General features: G+C 61.6%; 12 protein-coding genes. 4 read left to right on the top strand and 8 right to left on the bottom strand.

Annotated elements, in window-relative coordinates:
• Positions 1 to 22 precede the first annotated feature (22 nt).
• From ACKUG4_RS05255 to glnE, 8 genes are read right to left on the bottom strand one after another with little or no spacing between them, the layout of a single operon-like run.
• On the bottom strand, positions 23 to 1474 hold the full coding sequence (locus ACKUG4_RS05255) for a lipopolysaccharide kinase InaA family protein (protein WP_445433586.1): 1452 nt from the start codon (positions 1472 to 1474) through the stop codon (positions 23 to 25).
• Positions 1474 to 2226: a lipopolysaccharide kinase InaA family protein gene (locus ACKUG4_RS05250; protein WP_064593014.1), complete on the bottom strand. Its 753-nt coding sequence runs from the start codon at positions 2224 to 2226 to the stop codon at positions 1474 to 1476. The genes ACKUG4_RS05255 and ACKUG4_RS05250 overlap by 1 nt, the downstream gene beginning before the upstream one ends.
• Entirely contained in the window at positions 2223 to 2957 is a 735-nt protein-coding gene (locus ACKUG4_RS05245) for a lipopolysaccharide kinase InaA family protein (RefSeq protein WP_064593006.1), read from the bottom strand. Before ACKUG4_RS05245 ends, ACKUG4_RS05250 begins: the two co-directional genes overlap by 4 nt.
• Positions 2957 to 3763: a lipopolysaccharide core heptose(I) kinase RfaP gene (rfaP, locus tag ACKUG4_RS05240; protein WP_064593004.1), complete on the bottom strand. Its 807-nt coding sequence runs from the start codon at positions 3761 to 3763 to the stop codon at positions 2957 to 2959. Before rfaP ends, ACKUG4_RS05245 begins: the two co-directional genes overlap by 1 nt.
• On the bottom strand, positions 3764 to 4885 hold the full coding sequence (locus ACKUG4_RS05235) for a glycosyltransferase family 4 protein (protein WP_064593003.1): 1122 nt from the start codon (positions 4883 to 4885) through the stop codon (positions 3764 to 3766).
• On the bottom strand, positions 4885 to 5946 hold the full coding sequence (gene waaC / locus ACKUG4_RS05230; RefSeq protein WP_445433585.1) for a lipopolysaccharide heptosyltransferase I: 1062 nt from the start codon (positions 5944 to 5946) through the stop codon (positions 4885 to 4887). The genes ACKUG4_RS05235 and waaC overlap by 1 nt, the downstream gene beginning before the upstream one ends.
• A 1-nt stretch (position 5947) precedes the next feature.
• Positions 5948 to 6982: a lipopolysaccharide heptosyltransferase II gene (waaF, locus tag ACKUG4_RS05225; RefSeq protein ID WP_445433584.1), complete on the bottom strand. Its 1035-nt coding sequence runs from the start codon at positions 6980 to 6982 to the stop codon at positions 5948 to 5950.
• A 51-nt stretch (positions 6983 to 7033) separates the two neighbouring features.
• Positions 7034 to 9973 carry a bifunctional [glutamate--ammonia ligase]-adenylyl-L-tyrosine phosphorylase/[glutamate--ammonia-ligase] adenylyltransferase gene (gene glnE, locus ACKUG4_RS05220; RefSeq protein WP_445433583.1) on the bottom strand — a complete coding sequence of 980 codons (2940 nt, stop codon included), beginning with the start codon at positions 9971 to 9973 and terminating at the stop codon, positions 7034 to 7036.
• A gap of 384 nt (positions 9974 to 10357) precedes the next feature.
• Here glnE and aceE point away from each other — a divergent pair, with 384 nt between their 5' ends.
• The 4 genes from aceE (at position 10358) to ACKUG4_RS05200 (ending at position 19590) form a co-directional block, all read left to right on the top strand.
• Positions 10358 to 13003 (top strand): pyruvate dehydrogenase (acetyl-transferring), homodimeric type, encoded by a 2646-nt coding sequence (gene aceE / locus ACKUG4_RS05215; protein ID WP_064592997.1) that lies wholly within the window; start codon positions 10358 to 10360, stop codon positions 13001 to 13003.
• 11 nt (positions 13004 to 13014) lie between these two features.
• Positions 13015 to 14979 (top strand): dihydrolipoyllysine-residue acetyltransferase, encoded by a 1965-nt coding sequence (aceF, locus tag ACKUG4_RS05210; RefSeq protein ID WP_445433582.1) that lies wholly within the window; start codon positions 13015 to 13017, stop codon positions 14977 to 14979.
• Between the two features lie 278 nt (positions 14980 to 15257).
• On the top strand, positions 15258 to 16655 hold the full coding sequence (locus ACKUG4_RS05205) for an alkaline phosphatase D family protein (protein WP_445433581.1): 1398 nt from the start codon (positions 15258 to 15260) through the stop codon (positions 16653 to 16655).
• Positions 16656 to 16893: 238 nt separating this feature from the next.
• Positions 16894 to 19590: a putative bifunctional diguanylate cyclase/phosphodiesterase gene (locus ACKUG4_RS05200; protein ID WP_064592984.1), complete on the top strand. Its 2697-nt coding sequence runs from the start codon at positions 16894 to 16896 to the stop codon at positions 19588 to 19590.
• Positions 19591 to 19616: the final 26 nt, after the last annotated feature.

The following is a 19616-nucleotide window of genomic DNA, read 5'->3' as shown; positions in this document are numbered from 1 at the left end:
TCTTACGCGCTGGCGAAAATAATCACGCAGTGCCCGCTACATCCCTGGGCAAGCGCTGATCAATCACCTGATACAGCGCACTGCTTTCAGGCCAGTTGCGCATGAACCGCGCACGGTCCCGGGCATAAGCCGGGGCGAAGCTGCCCAGCGAGCCGTGCTGGCACATCGAATCCAGATCGATCAACGCCCAGCGGTCTTCCTGCCAGAACAGGTTATGCCCCTTGAAATCGCCATGGCTGATGCGTTCGGCGATCAGCCGTGCAAACAGCCGGTCCAGTGCCTGCAACTCGTTTTCCGGCGCCGCGCCGCTTTCGACATAAGGCGCAAAGCGCTCGATGATGTCCGGCCCGGCCAGGTACTCGGTGACCAGATAAGCCTTGCTGCGCAACCAGAAAAACCGGGTTTCCAGCACCGCCAGCGGTTTTGGCGTGGCGATGCCGAGGAACGCCAGACGATTGCCTTCGCGCCAGGAGTGCCAGGCACGGCTCGGACGCCAGAAGCGCTTGAGCCAATGGGCAAAATTCTTGATGTTGTAGCGTTTGATCACCAGCGCACGCCCCGCGACCTCGACCTTGCCGACACTGGCCGCGCCGCCGGTCTTGTACAGATGTCCTTGATCGAGCAGGGCATCCGCCTGCTCCAGCACCGGCAGCATCGCGGACTCTTCCTCGCGGCGAATCGACCGCAGAGCAAATGCACCACGCTTGACGCTGAACAGCGTGCATTCACGACCGACCTTGATCAGGTAATCCTTCAAGCGCCAGGCGCGCACCTTGTCGATCTGTTTTTGCAGGGCTTCCAGCGGCAATGCGTGCTCGCTGTTGCTCAGCAGGTAATACACCAGCAATTCTTCGGTGAACGGCTCGAGCGATTTGGGCAACTGGGCGAAAAACACCCCGAGGTTTTCCAGCACTTTTTGCCGGGACAATGGCTGGCCGGCAGTTTCCACACGGATACCGGCGCCGTCGATCAGATAAAGTTGGCCGCCGTGGCGCAGCAGGTTGTCCAGGTGCAGGTCTTCCTGCCACAGGCCTTTGCCGTGCAATTGACCGATGGCGCCGAGCGCTTCGGCCAGCACCGCCGATTGTTCGTCGGCCAGCACCGGCAGGGATTCGACCTTGCTCCAGGCATCGCCCAGACTCTCGGCGCCTTCAAGGAACTCGAACAGCAACCAGCCGCCTTCGCCATCCTTCAGACCATCAGCCAGCAGCAACGGCGTGGTCATGCCCTGGGCGGCGAGCAGTTTCACGCCCTCCAGTTCACGCTGAAAATGTCGCGCTGCCTTGTTGCCGACCAGTAACTTGGCCAGCACCGGACGCCCGCGCCACACACCGGCACCGACATAACGCTGCCCCGGCAACACGCGCAACAGACTCAACAATTGCAAGTCCGCAGGACCGGCCGCATCGGCGAGGGCTACCGACAGTGGCAGTGGCGGGGTTCGCCCGACACCGGTCAGCTCGGACAGCTGCATCAGCGGGTCTCCTTGTGACTACGTCGTGCGGTCAGCCGGGCGAGCCAGCTGTCGAGCAGCGAGCTGTCGGCGGGCTGATCGAGATAAGCCGCCAGCAACTCACGCAATTGCGCGTCGCTCCACTCCGGTGCGCGGCGTTGCAGCGGCTCCAGGTCCTTGATCCGGTCACGCATGCCGAACAATAACGGTCGGGTTTTTTCCAGGTCGATCAGTTGCGCCTGGTACTCGTCACCGTTGGCCCGCAGAAAAATGTGCTTGGGATAGAAACAGCCGTGCACCTGGCGTACGCCGTGCAGATGCCGAGCCAGCAGCCCGCAGGCCTTGAGGATCGCCGTTTGTTGCGTTGCACCGAGTTGCGACCAGCGCGCCAGCAGCGACTCAAGGTCGCTCCAGCCATCCAGCGCGCGCGTCAGCAGGATCGCGCGGATTTCGCCGTCGACTTTGCGCTCACCGAAAAAAGCCGCTTGCAGCGCAGGAATGCCGAGTTTGCGATATCGGCTGATATTGCGAAATTCGCGGGCGAAACTGGGTTCGCCGAACGGCGCATGCAAGGTGCGGGTCAGGTAATTGCTCTGGCGCTTGAGGTAGTAACCCTGGCCTTCCAGCTCCAGACGAAACACGCTGCTCCAGCCGCCACGGGCGGTGTTGGGTTCATCTACAGCCTCAAGCTGCTTGGCCCACAGGGCGTCAAAAGTACCTAGACCGTGGCGCTCAAGCAGTGCACGGTCTTCTTCGGCGAGAAAATCAGTCATTCACGTCCCTCGAAAAATCTCACCACGTGGCGAATCCGTTGCTTGTCGGCGGCATTCAGCCGGTCACGCTGGCGGTATTGCAGGTAGAAGCGCAGGCGCTGGGTGTTCGACAGGTGATACTTGGCCACCTTGTCGAGGCAGGCCAGATCCTTGGTGATCCGGTACTTGAGCCAGAAACCGCGCCAGAAATCGCCGTTCGGGCAGTCGATCAGATACAACTGCGCCTGATCGTCGATCAGCAGGTTGCGCCACTTCAGATCGTTATGGGTAAAGCGGTGGTCGTGCATCACACGCGTATAACCGGCCAGTTGCCGGCTGACGCCGTCGACCCAGGCGCGATCCCTGAGCTTGGGATCGTTGCGTTCGGCCAGTGCCGACAGGTCTTCGGTGCGCGGCAGTTCACGAGTGATCATCGCCCCACGATCGTAGGCCATGCCGTTGCGCTCCAGACCCCACGCCACCACTTCGGCGGTGGGAATGCCCCACTTGGCGAAGCGCTTGAGGTTCTGCCATTCCATCTTCACCCGGGGCTTGCCCAGATAACGCCGCAGGCCCTTGCCGGCACCGCTGTAGCGCTTGACGTAATAGTTGACGCCGCTGAGCTGCACGCGAATGACTTCGGACAAGGGATCGCGGGTCAGGCGCTCGCCCTGAAGGGCGAATACCGCTTCGAGGCTACCGAAATACTGCGCAAGTTCACTGTACTCAGGCTCCAGATTCCAACCCGCCATCAGAGCGCATCCCCGTAACGTTGCTTGCGCGCGTAGAGCTTGTTGGCCTTGCCTTCGAGCCAGCTCAGCAACGGCGCTTCTTCAGCCAGGATCTGGCGCAGCGGTTGCTGGAAGTAGCCTTTGAGGAAGCGCAATTTGTCGCGGCGGGTCAGGCCGATGTCCAGCGCAGAGAAGTACAGCGCCGCCAGATCCTTGTTACGCCAGCGCTGGGTGATCGCCGCACGGGTCTGGGCACGGTGCAGGTCGATCACCGAGAGTTTGAAATCTTCCGGGGTGACCGGTTTGTCGGTGTGCAGCAGAAAGTGGCAGATGTAGCAGTCGCGGTGGTTGACCCCGGCGCGGTGCATCATGCCGGTCATGCGCGCGACCTCGGCGATCAGCGCTCGCTTGAGTCTTGGCTGCGGCGGTTGCTTGACCCAGTCGATGCTGAAGTCTTCGAGGCTGATGGTCGGCGCCAGCTCTTCGGTGACGATGAACGAATGCTGATCCGCCGGGTTGCTGCCCTTCTCGCCGTACGCGACGGCGGTCATGGTCGGCACGCCGACTTCCTGCAAGCGCTGGATGGCTTTCCATTCCTGGCCCGCGCCGAGCACCGGCAGCTTGGCAGTCAGCAGGTTCTTGAAGATCTCGCCCCAACCGATACCGCGGTGAATCTTGACGAAAAAGCCATTGCCGTCGACTTCCGTGCGCAACGTCCGGCGGGCTTCCAGCTCGCGGTACACCTCGCCCTGCAAGCCCTCGACCTCGGCGAACGGGTCACGTCCGGCCCACAGGCTCTTGAACGGTTCAGCCAGCATCAACTTCATTTAAGCGTGCTCCGCCAGAATCACATCGGCCGCGTGCTGCGGCATGCTGTAGAGGTCGGCCGTCTCGGCGAAGGCCAGACCGTTGCGGCTCCAGGCCGCCCGCGCAGCGTCGTCGTTCAACATGTCGGTCAGGTATTGCGTCAGTTGCGCCTGATCGAACGGTTCGTCCAGCACTCGCCCGGCGTCGGCCTCGGCGATGTAATGGGCATAACCGCAGACCGCGCTGACCAGTACCGGCAACCCGGCGACCAGCGCTTCAAGCAGCACCGTACCGGTGTTTTCGTTGTACGCCGGGTGGATCAACAGGTCGGCGCCGAGCAGGAAACGCGGGATATCGCTGCGCCCCTTGAGGAACGTCACGTTGTCGCCCAGGCCCAGCGTCGCACTCTGCATCTGGAACAATTTGGGGTCATCCTGGCCGATTACAAACAGCCGGGTGCGTTTCTTCAGCTCGGCGGGCAATGCGGCCAGTGCTTTGAGGCTGCGATCGACACCCTTGGTCTTGAACCCGGAGCCGATCTGCACCAGCAGCAGTTCGTCGTCCTTCAGATTGAATTCGGCGCGGAACCCGGCGCGAATCCGGTCGGCATCCGCCGGACGGCGACGATCCTGGGCGATGCCCGGCGGCAGCAGGTGGAAGCGCTCCAGCGGTGTGTCGTAATACTTGATGAACAGCGGCTGCTGCACTTCGGAAATCATCAGCACTTCGGTCTTCGCATCCTTGGCGAACACCGCGCGCTCGTATTCGGCGAAGTGGCGGTAGCGGCCCCAGCGGCGATACAGCGAATGGCGCAGGTTCTGCGCCTTGTCTTCGAAGCAGCCGTCGGCGGCGTAATAGACGTCCAGCCCCGGCATCTTGTTGAAGCCGATCAGGCGATCCACCGGACGCTTGGCCAGGTCCGCCTCCATCCACGCGCTGAGCTTTTCGTTGCGCCGATGATTGAAGAACGCCTTGACCGGCGCCACCAGCACTTCGAAACCGGGCGGCACGTCGCCTTCCCAGATCAGGGTGTAGACGCGGATCTGGTGCCCGCGCTTCTGGCATTCGAGGGCGATGCGCATGAAATCGCGCTGCAAACCGCCGAACGGGAAATATTTGTACAGGACAAAAGCCAATTGCATCAGCGCAGCTCCTCAGCCATCAACAACGTGCTCAGTCGGCTGGCAACACGCTCGGGATTCAGACGCGTGAAGCACAGGGGCCACTCGCGTTTCAGGTCAAACTGACGGGCATCCTGCGCGGTCGGTTGATACGTACATTTCTTTTGCAGGCACGGCGCGCACGGGAAATCGCTGCCGAGGTGAATCTGCAGCTTGCCGTAGGCGCCGGTCAGGCCCGGATTGGTCGGACCGAACAGGGAAATCGTCGGCACATCCAAAGCGGCGGCAAGGTGACCGAGACCGGTGTCCACCGCGACGCAGGCCTGGGCGCCGGCCAATACCTTGCCGACCCCGGCCAGGTTCAGCTTCGGCAACACTTCGGCGTGTTTGAAACCGGCGGCGATGCGCTCGGCCCGGGCCTTCTCCAGCGGGTTGCCCCACGGCAGCTTGATCCCGACGCCGAGGTAGCCGACCCGTTCGGTCAGCTCGCGCCAATAGGCTTCCGGCCAGTGCTTGGTGTCCCAGGTGGTGCCATGCAGGAACACCACGTAGGCATTCTTGCGCGGCAGTTCGACCAGACGCTCGACGTTGAGGCCGTAATCGCCCAGGCCTTTGGGCAAGTCGTAACCCAAAGCAATGGCGAACAACTGGCGCACACGTTCGACGGCGTGCTGCCCACGGGCCACCGCCAGTTTGCGGTCATAAAAACGCGCGGCGATCGGTTCGCGGGCCGAGCCCTTGTCGAGACCGGCCACCGGGGCTTTGACATAGCGGGTCAGCCAGGCGCTTTTCAGCAGGCCCTGAGCGTCGATCACCAGGTCATATTTTTTCGCCCGAACGGATTGCTTGAAGCGCTTCCATTCGCCGCTGGTGATGGTTTTCCAGATGTTTTTGCGCCAGCGGCGGATCGCCACCGGAATCACTTTGCCTACGGCCGGATGCCAGGTCGGAATCTCGGCGAAGCCTTCTTCCACCACCCAGTCGAACTTGATCCCGGGAATCGCCCGGGCGGCGTCGGTCAGCGCCGGCAACGCGTGAATCACGTCGCCCAGCGATGAAGTCTTGATCAGCAATACCCGCAAGTTAATGAACCTCGACCACAGAGCCCTGCAAACGCTGCAAGGCATCGTTGACCGCGTCCGGCATCAGCTGGCGCAGGCAGTTGTAATGGCCGAAACGGCAGGTGCGATCGAAGCAAGGGCTGCAATCGAGACCCAGGCGGACGATTTCCACATGCTCGGCCAGCGGCGGGGTGAAACCCGGCGAGGTCGAACCGTAGACCGCCACCAACGGGCGATTCAACGCGGCAGCCACGTGCATCAGACCGGAATCGTTGGAGACCACCGAGTCGGCGCAGGACATCAGGTCGATGACCTCGGCCAGCGAAGTGCCGCCGCTGAGGTTTACCGACTCTTCGCGCAGGCCCGGAATCAGCCGCGCGCGAATGTCTTCGCCCACCGCGTGATCGTTCTTCGAACCGAACAGCCAGACCTGCCAGCCTTCACGGATGCGCGCCTCGGCGACCTTGGCGTAATGCTCGGACGGCCAGCGCTTGGCTTCACCGAATTCGGCGCCGGGGCACAACACCAGCACCGGGCGATCGAGGGTCAGGCCGAACTTCGCCAATGCAGCCTCGCGGGTGACCGGGTCGATCTGCAGGCTCGGGCGCGGATAAGGTTTCGGCAGTTCGGCGTTCGGCTCGTAAGCCAGCGCCATGAAACGCTCGATCATCAGCGGATAACGCTCTTTATCCAGCGTGCGCACGTCATTGAGCAGGCCGTAGCGGAATTCGCCGCGCCAGCCGGTGCGTTTCGGGATGCCGGCGAAGAACGGCACCAGCGCCGACTTCAACGAGTTCGGCAGAAGGATCGCCTGGTCGTACTGGCCGGCCAGGGATTTGCCGATCCGCCGACGGGTCGCCAGCTCCAGCGCGCCGTGGCCGAGCGGGAAGCTCAAGGCCTTGCGCACTTCGGGCATGCGTTCGAGGATCGGCCGGCTCCACTCCGGGGCCAGCACGTCGATTTCGCACTGCGGGTGGCGCTGCTTGAGACACTGAAACAGTGTCTGCGCCATCACCATGTCACCGACCCAACTGGGCCCAACGATCAGAATATTCATGTGGTTTCCATAAACGAACCGGGGAGGCTTCACGCCTCCCCGTCTCGAGAATCAGCTTAGCCCCAGCTCACGCCAGATCCGCATCACCTGCCGCCGTTCGTCCGCGAACTGATCGCCCGGTATCACCCCGGCGTCCTTCTGCAAGGCCTGCCGGTGGGCGGCGGAACGATAGGCCTTGTAGGCCTCGCGCAACAGGCTGGCGTCTTCGGCCGGCATCAGCCCTTCGTGCTCCAGCTCTTCCAGAATGCGGATATTGTCCGTCCAGCGCAGCAACGGCGGGTGGGTCTGCGACCACGCCAGGGCCGCGTATTGCACCATAAATTCAATATCGACGATACCTCCGGCGTCCTGCTTGAGGTCGAACGGCGCCGTGGCCTCGAAGGCATTCGCCCCGGTGCCGGCGGCGGTGCTCTTGCTGCCGAGGTTGTCGCGCATCTTGGCGCGCATCTCGCTCACTTCCTGTTGCAGTTTCGCCAGATCCCGAGCCTTGCCCAGCACCTGGGCCCGCACGCTCTCGAAGGCCTGGCCGACATCCTGGCTGCCCACCAGCACCCGCGCCCGCACCAGGGCCTGATGTTCCCAGGTCCAGGCTTCATTTTCCTGATAGCGCGCAAACGCGCCGAGCGAACTGACCAGCAACCCGGACGCCCCGGACGGCCGCAAGCGGATGTCCACTTCGTACAGCTGACCGGAGTTGGTCTGCGCCGTCAGCAAGTGAATGATCCGCTGGCCAAGCCGGGTGAAAAACTGCGTGCCATCGATCGGTTTCGGGCCATCGGTTTCGGCCTGCTGATCGCCATCGTGGATGAACACCAGATCCAGATCCGAACCATGCCCCAACTCGATCCCGCCGACTTTCCCGTAACCGACAATGATGAAGCCGGGATCGCACAGCGTGCCGTCAGTGCGCAGCGGCGTGCCGTATTTGGCCACGGTCTGACGCCAGGCCAGGGCCAGCACTTGCTCCAGAATTGCCTCGGCCAGCCAGGTCAGGTAATCGCTGACTTTCATCAACGGCAGGCTGCCGGCGATTTCCGAGGCGGCGACGCGCAAGCGGTGCGCCAGTTTGAAATGACGCAGCGCTTCCATCTGTTGTTCGAGGTCGTCTTCCGGGATCCGGGTCAGGCGCTCGCGCAACTCGGCGGCCAGCTCCGGCGCCAGCGGCGGCTTGAACAGCCGGCCTTCGTTAAGCAGTTCATCGAGCAGCAGCGGGAAACGGGTGATCTGCTCGGCGATCCACGGGCTGGCGGCGCATAGCGTCAGCAAACGCCGCAGCGCGCCGGGGTTTTCGGTCAGCAGCACCAGATAAGCCGAACGCCGGGCCACCGCTTCGACCAACGGCAGCACCCGCTCAAGCACCAGATCGGGATTTTCATGCTCCACCGCCTGGGCGAGCAGGCGCGGAATAAAGGCATCGAGACGTTCGCGCCCCAGACGCTGCATCGCTCGCAACTGCGGGCTGGCGCGCAGGCTCGCCAATGCCTTCAAGGCCTTGGTCGCGTCAGCGAAACCGCCCTCTTCCAGCTGACGACAGGCGGCCTCTTCGTCCTGAGCCTCTTCCCACAGCGGCAGCCATTCACCGCCGACCACCACTTCACTCTCGACGCCTTCGTCCTCATCCGGATCGGCGATCACTTGCGCGAAGTGCCAGGCGACCCGGCCGCGCCAGAACATCAGCTTCTCGTGGAACGCTTCCCAGTCGGCGAAACCGAGCATGAACGCAATGCGCGCCTGATCCTGAGCGCTGTCCGGGAGCATCTGGGTCTGACGATCGGCAATCGCCTGGATCGCGTGTTCGGTGTAACGCAGGAATTCGTAACCTTCGCGCAGCTCGCTGATGACCGCCGGCGGCAGATAGCCCTGCCCTTCGAGCGTGCTCAACACCTTTAATAGAGGGCGCTGTTGCAGACTCAGGTCGCGACCACCGTGAATCAATTGAAAAGCCTGGGCGATGAACTCGACTTCACGGATACCACCGGAGCCCAGCTTGATGTTGTCGGCCATGCCCTTGCGCCGCACTTCCTGCTGAATCAGCTGCTTCATGGTGCGCAGCGCTTCGATCGCCGAGAAGTCCAGATAGCGCCGGTAAACGAACGGCCGCAGCATTTCCTGCAACTGCTCGCCCGCCACCTGATCGCCGGCCACCACCCGCGACTTGATCATCGCGTAGCGTTCCCAGTCGCGGCCCTGATCCTGGTAATACTGCTCCAGCGCATTGAAGCTCAGCACCAGCGCGCCGGACGAGCCGTACGGGCGCAGGCGCATGTCGACGCGAAACACGAAACCGTCGACGGTGATCGGGTCGAGGGCCTTGATCAGGCGCTGGCCGAGGCGGATGAAAAATTCCTGGTTGTCCAGCGGGCGTTTCACGCCGACGGTTTCGCCGCCCTCGGGGTAGGCGAAAATCAGGTCGATGTCCGAAGACAGGTTCAGCTCGACCGCGCCGAGCTTGCCCATGCCGAGGATGACCATTTGCTGTGGTTCGCCGCTGCGTCGGCCGGTCGGCGTGCCGAACTGGTCGCAATGGCGGCGGTACAACCATTGATAGGCCTGATCGATGCTGGCGTCGGCCATGTCCGAGAGATCGCGGCAGGTCTGCACCAGATCGGCCTGGCGGTTGAGGTCGCGCCAGATGATCCGCACCTGATGCCGGGTGCGCTGACGGCGCAGGACGCGGCCCAATTCGTCTTCGGTCTGCGCGGTGCCGACCGCAGCCGCCATCTGCCCGCACAACTCGCCGGGAGCGAATGCCCGGTCGAGTTCGCCGGACTGCACCAGCGACAACAACATCAAAGGGTCACGAACGCTCTGTTCAATGACGAAATCGCTGGCGGCGCTGACGCGGGCGAACTGCGCCCAGCGTTCCGGCGTCCAGGAAGAGAAGCCGTGATCGTCTTCCAGTTGCGCAACGGCCGCACGGAACGACTGCTCCGATCGGCTGACAAACGGCAGGAGAATGGCGGGCAGTTCGGCAAGCGCGGGCAGGGTCATGGTCTATCCTTGATCGGCGTGTAAATGGCCGCTTGTAGTGATGAATGAAAAACCGCTACGCGAAGGACTGTCGAACAAAAGTGAGAAATAGCTGAAATTTCTTTTTCTTTGGCAGCCAGCATCAAACTTTCACCTTTTTCGGATGGCTAAAGACCAACCTTAACGATTATTCTCACAACGCAGCTGGAGGCCACAAGCCTTTCATCTGTAGTTTTACTACTCGTCTATACATTCGAGAGGCTGAAATGCCGGATGATTTGTAGTAAAACTACACGCCGCCGGAACAACCTGTCGGCAATCCAAGAATTTTAAATCGTCTGCCCACAAGGCCAGTCGCAAACTCAGGCAACCGATTCTGGAAGCCTTTCCGCCCTGGAGCAAGCCATGCAAGACCTCGATCCCGTCGAAACCCAGGAATGGCTGGACGCCCTGGAATCGGTTCTCGACAAAGAAGGCGAAGACCGTGCTCACTATCTGATGACCCGTATGGGTGAACTGGCAACCCGCAGCGGTTCGCAGCTCCCTTACGCCATCACCACGCCTTACCGCAACACGATCCCCGTTACCCACGAAGCACGCATGCCTGGCGACCTGTTCATGGAACGCCGCATTCGCTCGCTGGTACGCTGGAACGCGATGGCCATGGTAATGCGTACGAACCTGAAAGATTCTGACCTGGGTGGTCACATCTCCAGCTTCGCTTCCAGTGCGACCCTGTACGACATCGGCTTCAACTACTTCTTCCAGGCCCCGACCGACGAACACGGCGGCGACCTGATCTACTTCCAGGGCCACACCTCGCCAGGCGTCTACGCCCGCGCATTCATGGAAGGCCGCATCACCGAAGACCAGATGAACAACTTCCGCCAGGAAGTCGACGGTCAGGGCCTGTCGTCCTACCCGCACCCTTGGCTGATGCCTGACTTCTGGCAGTTCCCGACCGTATCCATGGGTCTGGGCCCGATCCAGGCGATCTACCAGGCACGCTTCATGAAGTACCTGGAACACCGCGGCTTCATCCAGCCGGGCAAACAGAAAGTCTGGTGCTTCCTGGGCGACGGCGAGTGCGACGAGCCGGAATCCCTGGGCGCGATCTCCCTGGCCGGCCGCGAGAAGCTGGACAACCTGATCTTCGTCATCAACTGCAACCTGCAGCGCCTCGACGGCCCGGTTCGCGGCAACGGCAAGATCATCCAGGAACTCGAAGGCGTGTTCCGCGGTGCTCAGTGGAACGTGACCAAAGTCATCTGGGGCCGTTTCTGGGACCCGCTGCTGGCCAAAGACGTCGACGGCATCCTGCAACGTCGCATGGACGAAGTCATCGACGGCGAGTACCAGAACTACAAAGCCAAAGACGGCGCGTTCGTTCGCGAACACTTCTTCAACACGCCTGAACTCAAGGCGATGGTTGCAGACCTGTCCGACGACGAGATCTGGAAACTCAACCGTGGCGGCCACGACCCGTACAAGGTCTACGCGGCGTACCACGAAGCGGTCAACCACAAAGAACAACCGACCGTCATCCTGGCCAAGACCATCAAGGGTTACGGCACCGGTGCGGGCGAAGCGAAGAACACCGCGCACAACACCAAGAAAGTCGACGTCGACAGCCTGAAGCTGTTCCGCGACCGCTTCGACATCCCGGTGAAAGACGAAGAGCTGGAAAACCTGCCGTTCTTCAAGCCGGAGCCAAACAGCGCCGAAGCCCGTTACCTGGCCGAGCGTCGCGCCGCACTGGGCGGTTTCGTGCCTCAGCGTCGCGCCCAGAGCTTCAGCGTGCCGACTCCGGATCTGGACACCCTCAAGGCGATCCTCGACGGTTCCGGCGACCGTGAAATTTCCACCACCATGGCCTTCGTGCGAATCCTCGCGCAACTGGTCAAGGACAAGGAAATCGGTCCGCGCATCGTTCCGATCATCCCGGACGAAGCCCGTACCTTCGGTATGGAAGGCATGTTCCGTCAGCTGGGCATCTACTCGTCCGTCGGCCAGCTCTACGAGCCAGTCGATAAAGACCAGGTGATGTTCTACAAGGAAGACCAGAAAGGTCAGATCCTTGAAGAAGGCATCAACGAAGCAGGCGCCATGAGCTCCTTCATCGCCGCCGGTACTTCGTACTCCAGCCACAACCAGCCAATGCTGCCGTTCTACATCTTCTACTCGATGTTCGGCTTCCAGCGTATCGGCGATCTGGCATGGGCCGCTGGCGACAGCCGTACCCGTGGCTTCCTGATCGGCGGCACCGCCGGCCGTACCACCCTGAACGGTGAAGGCCTGCAGCACGAAGACGGTCACAGCCACCTGCTGGCTGCCACCATCCCGAACTGCCGCACCTACGATCCGACCTACGGCTACGAGCTGGCGGTGATCATTCAGGACGGCATGAAGAAGATGACCGAAGAGCAACAGGACATCTTCTATTACATCACCGTGATGAACGAGTCCTACCAGCAGCCAGCCATGCCGGCCGGTGCCGAAGAAGGCATCAAGAAAGGCATGTACCTGCTGGAAGAAGACACCCGCGATGCGGCGCACCACGTACAGCTGATGGGCTCCGGCACCATCCTGCGTGAAGTCCGTGAAGCGGCGAAGATCCTGCGTGAAGAGTTCAACATCGGCGCCGATGTGTGGAGCGTCACCAGCTTCAACGAACTGCGTCGCGACGGCCTGGCCGTAGAGCGCAGCAACCGTCTGAAACCTGGCCAGAAGCCTAAACAGAGCTACGTCGAAGAATGCCTGAGCGGCCGTAAGGGTCCGGTCATCGCATCGACCGACTACATGAAGCTGTTCGCCGAACAGATCCGTCAGTGGGTACCGTCCAAGGAATTCAAAGTCCTGGGCACCGACGGTTTCGGCCGCAGCGACAGCCGCAAGAAACTGCGTCATTTCTTCGAAGTCGACCGTCATTTCGTGGTGTTGGCAGCCCTGGAAGCACTGGCTGACCGTGGTGATATCGAACCTAAAGTCGTGGCCGAGGCCATCACCAAGTTCGGCATCGACCCGGAAAAACGCAACCCACTGGACTGCTGAGGAGAAACTCTGTGAGCGAACTCATTCGCGTACCTGACATCGGCAGCGGTGAAGGTGAAGTAATCGAACTGTTTGTGAAGGTCGGCGACCGTATCGAAGCCGACCAGAGCATCCTGACTCTGGAATCGGACAAGGCCAGCATGGAAGTGCCGGCCCCGAAAGCCGGCGTCATCAAGAGCCTGAAAGTGAAGCTGGGCGATCGCCTGAAAGAAGGCGACGAACTGCTGGAGCTGGAAGTCGAGGGCGCCGCGCAAGCGGCCCCTGCTCCGGCTGCTACTCCTGCCGCCAAGGCTGAAGCTGCACCGGCTGCCGCTCCTACACCGGCTGCGCCTGCCGCAGCTCCGGCTGCCGCTTCGGTTCAGCAAGTGCACGTGCCGGACATCGGCTCGTCGGGCAAGGCCCAGATCATCGAGATCCAGGTCAAGGTCGGCGACACCGTCGAGGCTGATCAGTCGCTGATCACCCTGGAATCCGACAAGGCGAGCATGGAAATCCCGTCGCCTGCCGCTGGCGTGGTCAAGGCCATCAGCGTCAAGTTGAACGACGAAGTCGGCACCGGCGACCTGATCCTGGATCTGGAAGTGGCGGGTGCTGCGGCCCCTGCTGCTGCCGCTCCGGCCCAGGCTGCTGCTCCAGCCGCTGCCGCTGCGCCGGCTCAGGCCGCCGCGCCAGCCGCACCGGTTGCCGACAGCGTTCAGGACATCCACGTTCCGGACATCGGCTCGGCCGGCAAAGCCAAGATCATCGAAGTGCTGGTCAAGGCTGGCGACAGCGTTGAAGCCGATCAGTCGCTGATCACTCTGGAATCCGACAAGGCGAGCATGGAAATCCCGTCGCCTGCCGCTGGCGTGGTGGAAAGCGTTTCCATCAAGCTGGACGACGAAGTCGGCACCGGCGACCTGATCCTCAAGCTGAAAGTCAAAGGCGCCGCCCCGGCTGCTGCCCCGGCTCCAGCTGCCGCCGCTGCTCCGAGCGCTCCGGCGCCAGCCGCTGCTGCTCCGGCTGCCGCTGCACCTGCTGCTGCCGCTCCGGCCGCTGCTCCAGCCAAGCCTGGTGCGAAAGTTCACGCCGGCCCTGCCGTGCGTCAACTGGCTCGCGAGTTCGGCGTCGAGCTGAGCGCTGTCGGCGCCAGCGGTCCGCACGGTCGCATCCTGAAAGAAGACGTGCAGGTTTACGTCAAAGCCATGATGCAGAAGGCCAAGGAAGCACCGGCCGCTGCTGCTGGCGCAACCGGTGGCGCGGGCATCCCGCCGATTCCGGTCGTCGACTTCAGCCGTTTCGGCGAAATCGAAGAAGTGCCGATGACCCGCCTGATGCAGGTAGGTGCTGCCAACCTGCACCGCAGCTGGCTGAACGTGCCGCACGTAACGCAATTCGACTCGGCGGATATCACCGAGCTGGAAGCGTTCCGCACCGCACAGAAAGCTGTCGCAGAGAAGGCCGGCGTCAAGCTGACCATTCTGCCGCTGCTGCTCAAGTCCTGCGCACACCTGCTCAAGGAACTGCCGGACTTCAACAGCTCGCTGGCACCAAGCGGCAAGGCGATCATCCGCAAGAAATACGTGAACATCGGCTTCGCCGTCGACACCCCGGATGGCCTGCTGGTACCGGTCATCAAGAACGTCGACCAGAAGAGCCTGCTGCAACTGGCCGCCGAGGCCGCTTCCCTGGCTGAAAAAGCCCGGACCAAGAAGCTTTCGTCGGACGAGATGCAAGGCGCCTGCTTCACCATTTCCAGCCTCGGCCACATTGGCGGCACCGGCTTCACGCCGATCGTCAACGCGCCGGAAGTGGCGATCCTCGGTGTTTCCAAGGCAACCATCCAGCCAGTCTGGGACGGCAAAGCCTTCCAGCCGAAACTGATGCTGCCACTGTCGCTGTCCTACGATCACCGTGTGATCAATGGCGCCGCTGCTGCACGCTTCACCAAGCGTCTGAGCGACCTGCTGGCGGACATCCGCACCATCCTGCTGTAAAGCGCTCGGCCCTCCGGCAACGGAGGGCCGACCGTGTTCCACGTTTTCGAGCGCCACACGCTCGTACCTCAACCCCGTCAGTTTGGCGGGGCTTTTTTTTGCCTGAAATAACGGCCGCCCGAACTTTTCCCACAACTTGCGCTGAGATAGGCCACGACTTTAGTCCACTTCCTGTCAATATTTTTCAGCGACAGGCAACTAACCTTGGCGCATCAAAGTTGCACCAACAAGCCAGGCAACTTTATTACTCACCAACACTTATTCGAATGGATTCGAACATGCTTAAACCTACTGTCGGCCCGATCATTGGCCACACCACAACTAACCAGGCGCGAATTTTCATTCGTGGCGGACTGCAACATAATGCGTCCGTATTTGCCGGCATTCGTTACCGGCCACTGGATTCGAAACAATGGCAACCCGCCCAGTTTGTCAAACTTGATTCAACCCGCGACATGACGGAAATATTCGTAATCGATCATCTGAAGGCAGACACCGAATACGAATACCAGACCGGCTGGTTCAGCCCGATGAGTCCCGTCCACACCATCCACAGCGTGGCGGAGTTGCCGCTGCAATGGCCACGGGAGATTTACCGCCTGCGCACCCGCAGCAGCCAGCCTTTGCAGCCGCGCGCTTACATCCTTGGCTCCTGCCGTTACCTGCGCATGACCGCCGGCGTCCCCGTGCTCCCGCATCTGGGCGACCGGATCTTCGCGTCCATCAGCCAGTTGATCGAGGGTGCACAACCGGCAATCAGCGCAATCATGATGTGTGGCGATCAGATCTACGCCGACGACTTGAACCTGTTCGCCCCGGATCGCGACTATGACGAGTTCATTGCAAAGTATCGCGCGGCGTTTTCCCTGCCTAATATTCGACGATTGATGTCCGGCACTTCGACCTACATGATCCTGGACGATCACGAAATAGAAGATAACTGGCCAATGAACGCCCATGAGTCCGATAAAGCGCTCTATCGCAACGCAATGGCGACTTACGATATTTATCAAGCGAGTCATAGCCCGATCTGTTCAACAACAACTAGCGGAACAATTGATCGCACGACACTGAAGCACTATTGGTATCAATTCAGCGATGGCGATATCGAATGGTTTGTGACGGACAGTCGAACTTGCCGCAACTTGTCGAATGACAACCGGCGCATCCTCGATGAAGAACAGGAACAGGCGCTGTGCAAGTGGTTGATCAATAGCCCGGCGCGGGTCAAGTTTGTAGTCACCAGCGTCATGTTCTATCCCGACCGCAAAATGAACGGCGATGATGCCTGGATGGGCTTTCCCGAACAGCGTCTGCGCCTGCTGGAAACCATCCGCCAGCATCGGATCAGGAACGTCGTATTCATTTCCGGTGATGTGCATGGCTCGCTGACCAGTCGCCTGACCCACAGCGAAGACCCGGACTTTGAAGTGCATACGGTCGTTTCCTCACCGCTGAGCAACAGCAAACTGCTGCCCTACGCCACCGCCGCGACCTTCACGCTCGACCAGCCGCTGGCGCAGACCGAGGCAGGCGAATACCGGCACGAACTGACCAGCGAGGTCGTCAGCCAGGACAACTTCGCGCACATGGTGGTTGAAGCCGGGCGAATCCAGGTCAACTATCACGATCGGGATGGCAGGCACCTGCAATCCATCGATATTCCGTTGCGCTGAATGCAGCGGTACGACCGTTCCGGATGCCGGAAGGCTCTGGAACGGCCATTTTCACGCTTGGTAGCATTAGTTTCCGGCGGGTGCTGGAGAAATGTTCACTGCAGCCGACATATTCTTATAGCACTTGGCCTTCATGTCTCTTGTCAGTCAGTGCCGCAATGATGCAACCTTGCCGCAGGCAACAGTAAAGAGGGCGCGAGCCCGGCGCGTTCAGCAAATTTCCAAGCGAGTTCCCTTCATGAAGAGCCAACCCGATGCCGCCAGCCGTATGGTGGCCGAGGTAGTGACGCAGTTGCCTGTGCCCTCGCGGCTCGGCATGCTGCGTTTCGAGCGCTTGAATGAAGCCAGTTGGGCCATGTTGTTTCTCGATCCCAACTGTGAACGCCAGTTCGGCCAGCCCGCCGTCGAACTCTGCGCTCTGGTCGGCTCGCCCTATGCCAGCCTGATGGAACCCGAAGCGCGTTATCAACTGCACGACGCGATCCAGCAACAACTCGGCCACAGCCCGCATTATCTGGTGCGCTACACCCTGCACACCGCCGCCGGTGCGCTGAGCATTCTCGAACTCGGTGAAGCCTACAGACAGCACAACCGCCACTTGCTGCGCGGTTACCTGCTGGCGGTCGACAACGTGTTCGACGAGGCACCTTCGCTGCCGTCCGTCGACCTTGAAACCCAGAATTCACGCCTGCAAATCGCCCTGGAGCTCAACCAGCGCGCTCAGCAGGAACAACTGCAGCATCTGGAGCGGGTGCGCGCCCAACAGGATCTGATCCTGTTGCTGGCCCGCCAGCGCTACAGCAGCCAGAACTCCCTGCAGGAAGCTGCCGAGCTGATCACCCGCTGCGCCTGCGATATCTACGAAATCGACTGTGCCAGCCTGTGGAACCTCGAAGGCCAGAAGCTGGTGCCGATTTCGGCCTACCACCGCGCCACCCAGGAATACATCCTGCCGGAGGTGATCGACGTCAGCGGCTTCCCCGATTACATGGAAGCCCTGCACGGCAGCCGCGCCATCGACGCGCACAACGCGATGCGCGACCCGCGTACCCGGGAAATGGCCGAAGCCCTGCGCCCGCGCGACGTCAACGCCATGCTCGACGCCAGCATCCGCGTCGACGGCCAGGTGGTCGGCGTGTTGTGCCTGGAGCAGACCGGCGTCACCCGCGCCTGGCAGTCCGACGAAATCGCCTTTGCCGGTGAACTCGCCGACCAGTTCGCCCAGGTCATCAACAACCACAACCGCCGTACCGCCACCAGCGCCCTGCACCTGTTCCAGCGCGCGGTCGAGCAGAGTGCCAACGCCTTCTTGCTGGTCAACTGCGACGGCGTGGTCGAGTACGTCAACCCGAGCTTCACCGCGATCACCCAGTACACCACCGAGGAAGTCCACGGCCAGCGCCTGTCGGAGTTGCCGGCCCTGGAAAACCTCAGCGAGCTGCTGTTCGACGCGCCCTCGGCGCTGGCCAAGAGCAACAGCTGGCAAGGCGAATTCAAGAGCCGCCGCAAGAACCTCGAACCCTACTGGGGCCAACTGTCGATCTCCAAGGTCTACGGCGACAACCGTGAGCTGACGCATTACATCGGCATCTACGAAGACATCACCCAGACCAAGCTGGCGCAGCAGCGCATCGAGCGCTTGGCGTACACCGACAACCTGACCAACCTCGGCAACCGGCCTGCATTTATCCGCAATCTGGATGAACGCTTCGCCCGGGATAGCGATACCCCGATCAGCCTGCTGCTGGTGGACATCGACAACTTCAAGCGGATCAACGACAGCCTCGGCCACCAGACCGGCGACAAGCTGTTGATCAGCCTGGCCCGGCGCCTGCGTAACAGCCTGAGCCCGAGCGGCAGCCTGGCGCGATTCGCCAGTAACGAATTCGCGGTGTTGCTCGACGACACTGACCTTGCCACCGGGCAGCAGATCGCCAACCAATTGCTGGCGACGCTGGATAAACCGATGTTCGTCGACAACCAGCTCATCAGCGTCACCGGCTCCGTGGGCCTGGCCTGCGCGCCGCTGCACGGCCGCGACCCGCAGACCCTGATGCGCAACGCCGGCCTCGCTCTGCACAAGGCCAAGGCCAACGGCAAACATCAGGTGCAGGTGTTCACCGAAGCGCTGAACGCCGAGGCCAGTTACAAACTGTTCGTTGAGAACAACCTGCGCCGCGCTCTGACCCAGAATGAATTGGACGTGTTCTACCAGCCCAAGCTGTGCCTGCGCAGCGGTCGTCTGCTGGGCATGGAAGCGCTGCTGCGCTGGAATCACCCGGAGCGCGGCATGATCCGGCCGGACCAGTTCATCAGCGTCGCCGAAGAAACCGGTCTGATCATTCCGATCGGCAAGTGGATCGCCCGCCAGGCCTGCCGCATGAGCAAAGCGCTGACCGCTGCGGGCATGGGCAACCTGCAAGTGGCGATCAACCTGTCGCCCAAGCAGTTCTCCGACCCGGATCTGGTGGCCTCGATCGCCAACATCCTCAAGGAAGAAGCGCTGCCGGCCAATCTGCTGGAGCTGGAACTGACCGAAGGCCTGCTGCTGGAAGCCACTGAAGATACCCACTTGCAGCTCGACCAGCTCAAGCGTCTGGGCCTGACCCTGGCCATGGACGACTTCGGCACCGGTTACTCGTCGCTCAGCTACCTGAAGAAATTCCCGATCGACATCATCAAGATCGATCGCAGCTTCATCCATGAAATCCCGGACAATCAGGACGACATGGAAATCACCTCCGCCGTGATCGCCATGGCCCACAACCTGAAACTCAAGGTCGTGGCCGAAGGCATCGAGACCGCCGAGCAGCTGGCGTTTCTGCGTCGGCACCGCTGCGACGTCGGCCAGGGCTACCTGTTCGACCGGCCGATTCCGGGCGGCGAGCTGATCCAGGCGCTCAAGCGCTACCCGCGCGGCCCGCTCTGCCTGTAAATCCCAAGGCAGTACCCGCACATTTT

The sequence above is a fragment of the Candidatus Pseudomonas auctus genome (genome assembly GCF_048654275.1).
Taxonomy (GTDB): Bacteria; Pseudomonadota; Gammaproteobacteria; order Pseudomonadales; family Pseudomonadaceae; genus Aquipseudomonas; species Aquipseudomonas pharyngis.
Note: the sequence above shows the minus strand (reverse complement) of the source record. Positions and strands in the feature narration are given on the sequence as shown.

What these genes read in the sequence shown, in the direction of transcription:
- glnE (WP_445433583.1), bottom strand. Translation starts at nt 9,973, where the DNA reads ATGACCCTGCCCGCGCTTGCCGAACTGCCCGCCATTCTCCTGCCGTTT.
- ACKUG4_RS05205 (WP_445433581.1), top strand. Translation starts at nt 15,258, where the DNA reads ATGCTTAAACCTACTGTCGGCCCGATCATTGGCCACACCACAACTAAC.
- ACKUG4_RS05245 (WP_064593006.1), bottom strand. Translation starts at nt 2,957, where the DNA reads ATGGCGGGTTGGAATCTGGAGCCTGAGTACAGTGAACTTGCGCAGTAT.
- ACKUG4_RS05235 (WP_064593003.1), bottom strand. Translation starts at nt 4,885, where the DNA reads ATGCAATTGGCTTTTGTCCTGTACAAATATTTCCCGTTCGGCGGTTTG.
- ACKUG4_RS05250 (WP_064593014.1), bottom strand. Translation starts at nt 2,226, where the DNA reads ATGACTGATTTTCTCGCCGAAGAAGACCGTGCACTGCTTGAGCGCCAC.
- ACKUG4_RS05200 (WP_064592984.1), top strand. Translation starts at nt 16,894, where the DNA reads ATGAAGAGCCAACCCGATGCCGCCAGCCGTATGGTGGCCGAGGTAGTG.
- ACKUG4_RS05255 (WP_445433586.1), bottom strand. Translation starts at nt 1,474, where the DNA reads ATGCAGCTGTCCGAGCTGACCGGTGTCGGGCGAACCCCGCCACTGCCA.
- aceE (WP_064592997.1), top strand. Translation starts at nt 10,358, where the DNA reads ATGCAAGACCTCGATCCCGTCGAAACCCAGGAATGGCTGGACGCCCTG.
- waaF (WP_445433584.1), bottom strand. Translation starts at nt 6,982, where the DNA reads ATGAATATTCTGATCGTTGGGCCCAGTTGGGTCGGTGACATGGTGATG.
- rfaP (WP_064593004.1), bottom strand. Translation starts at nt 3,763, where the DNA reads ATGAAGTTGATGCTGGCTGAACCGTTCAAGAGCCTGTGGGCCGGACGT.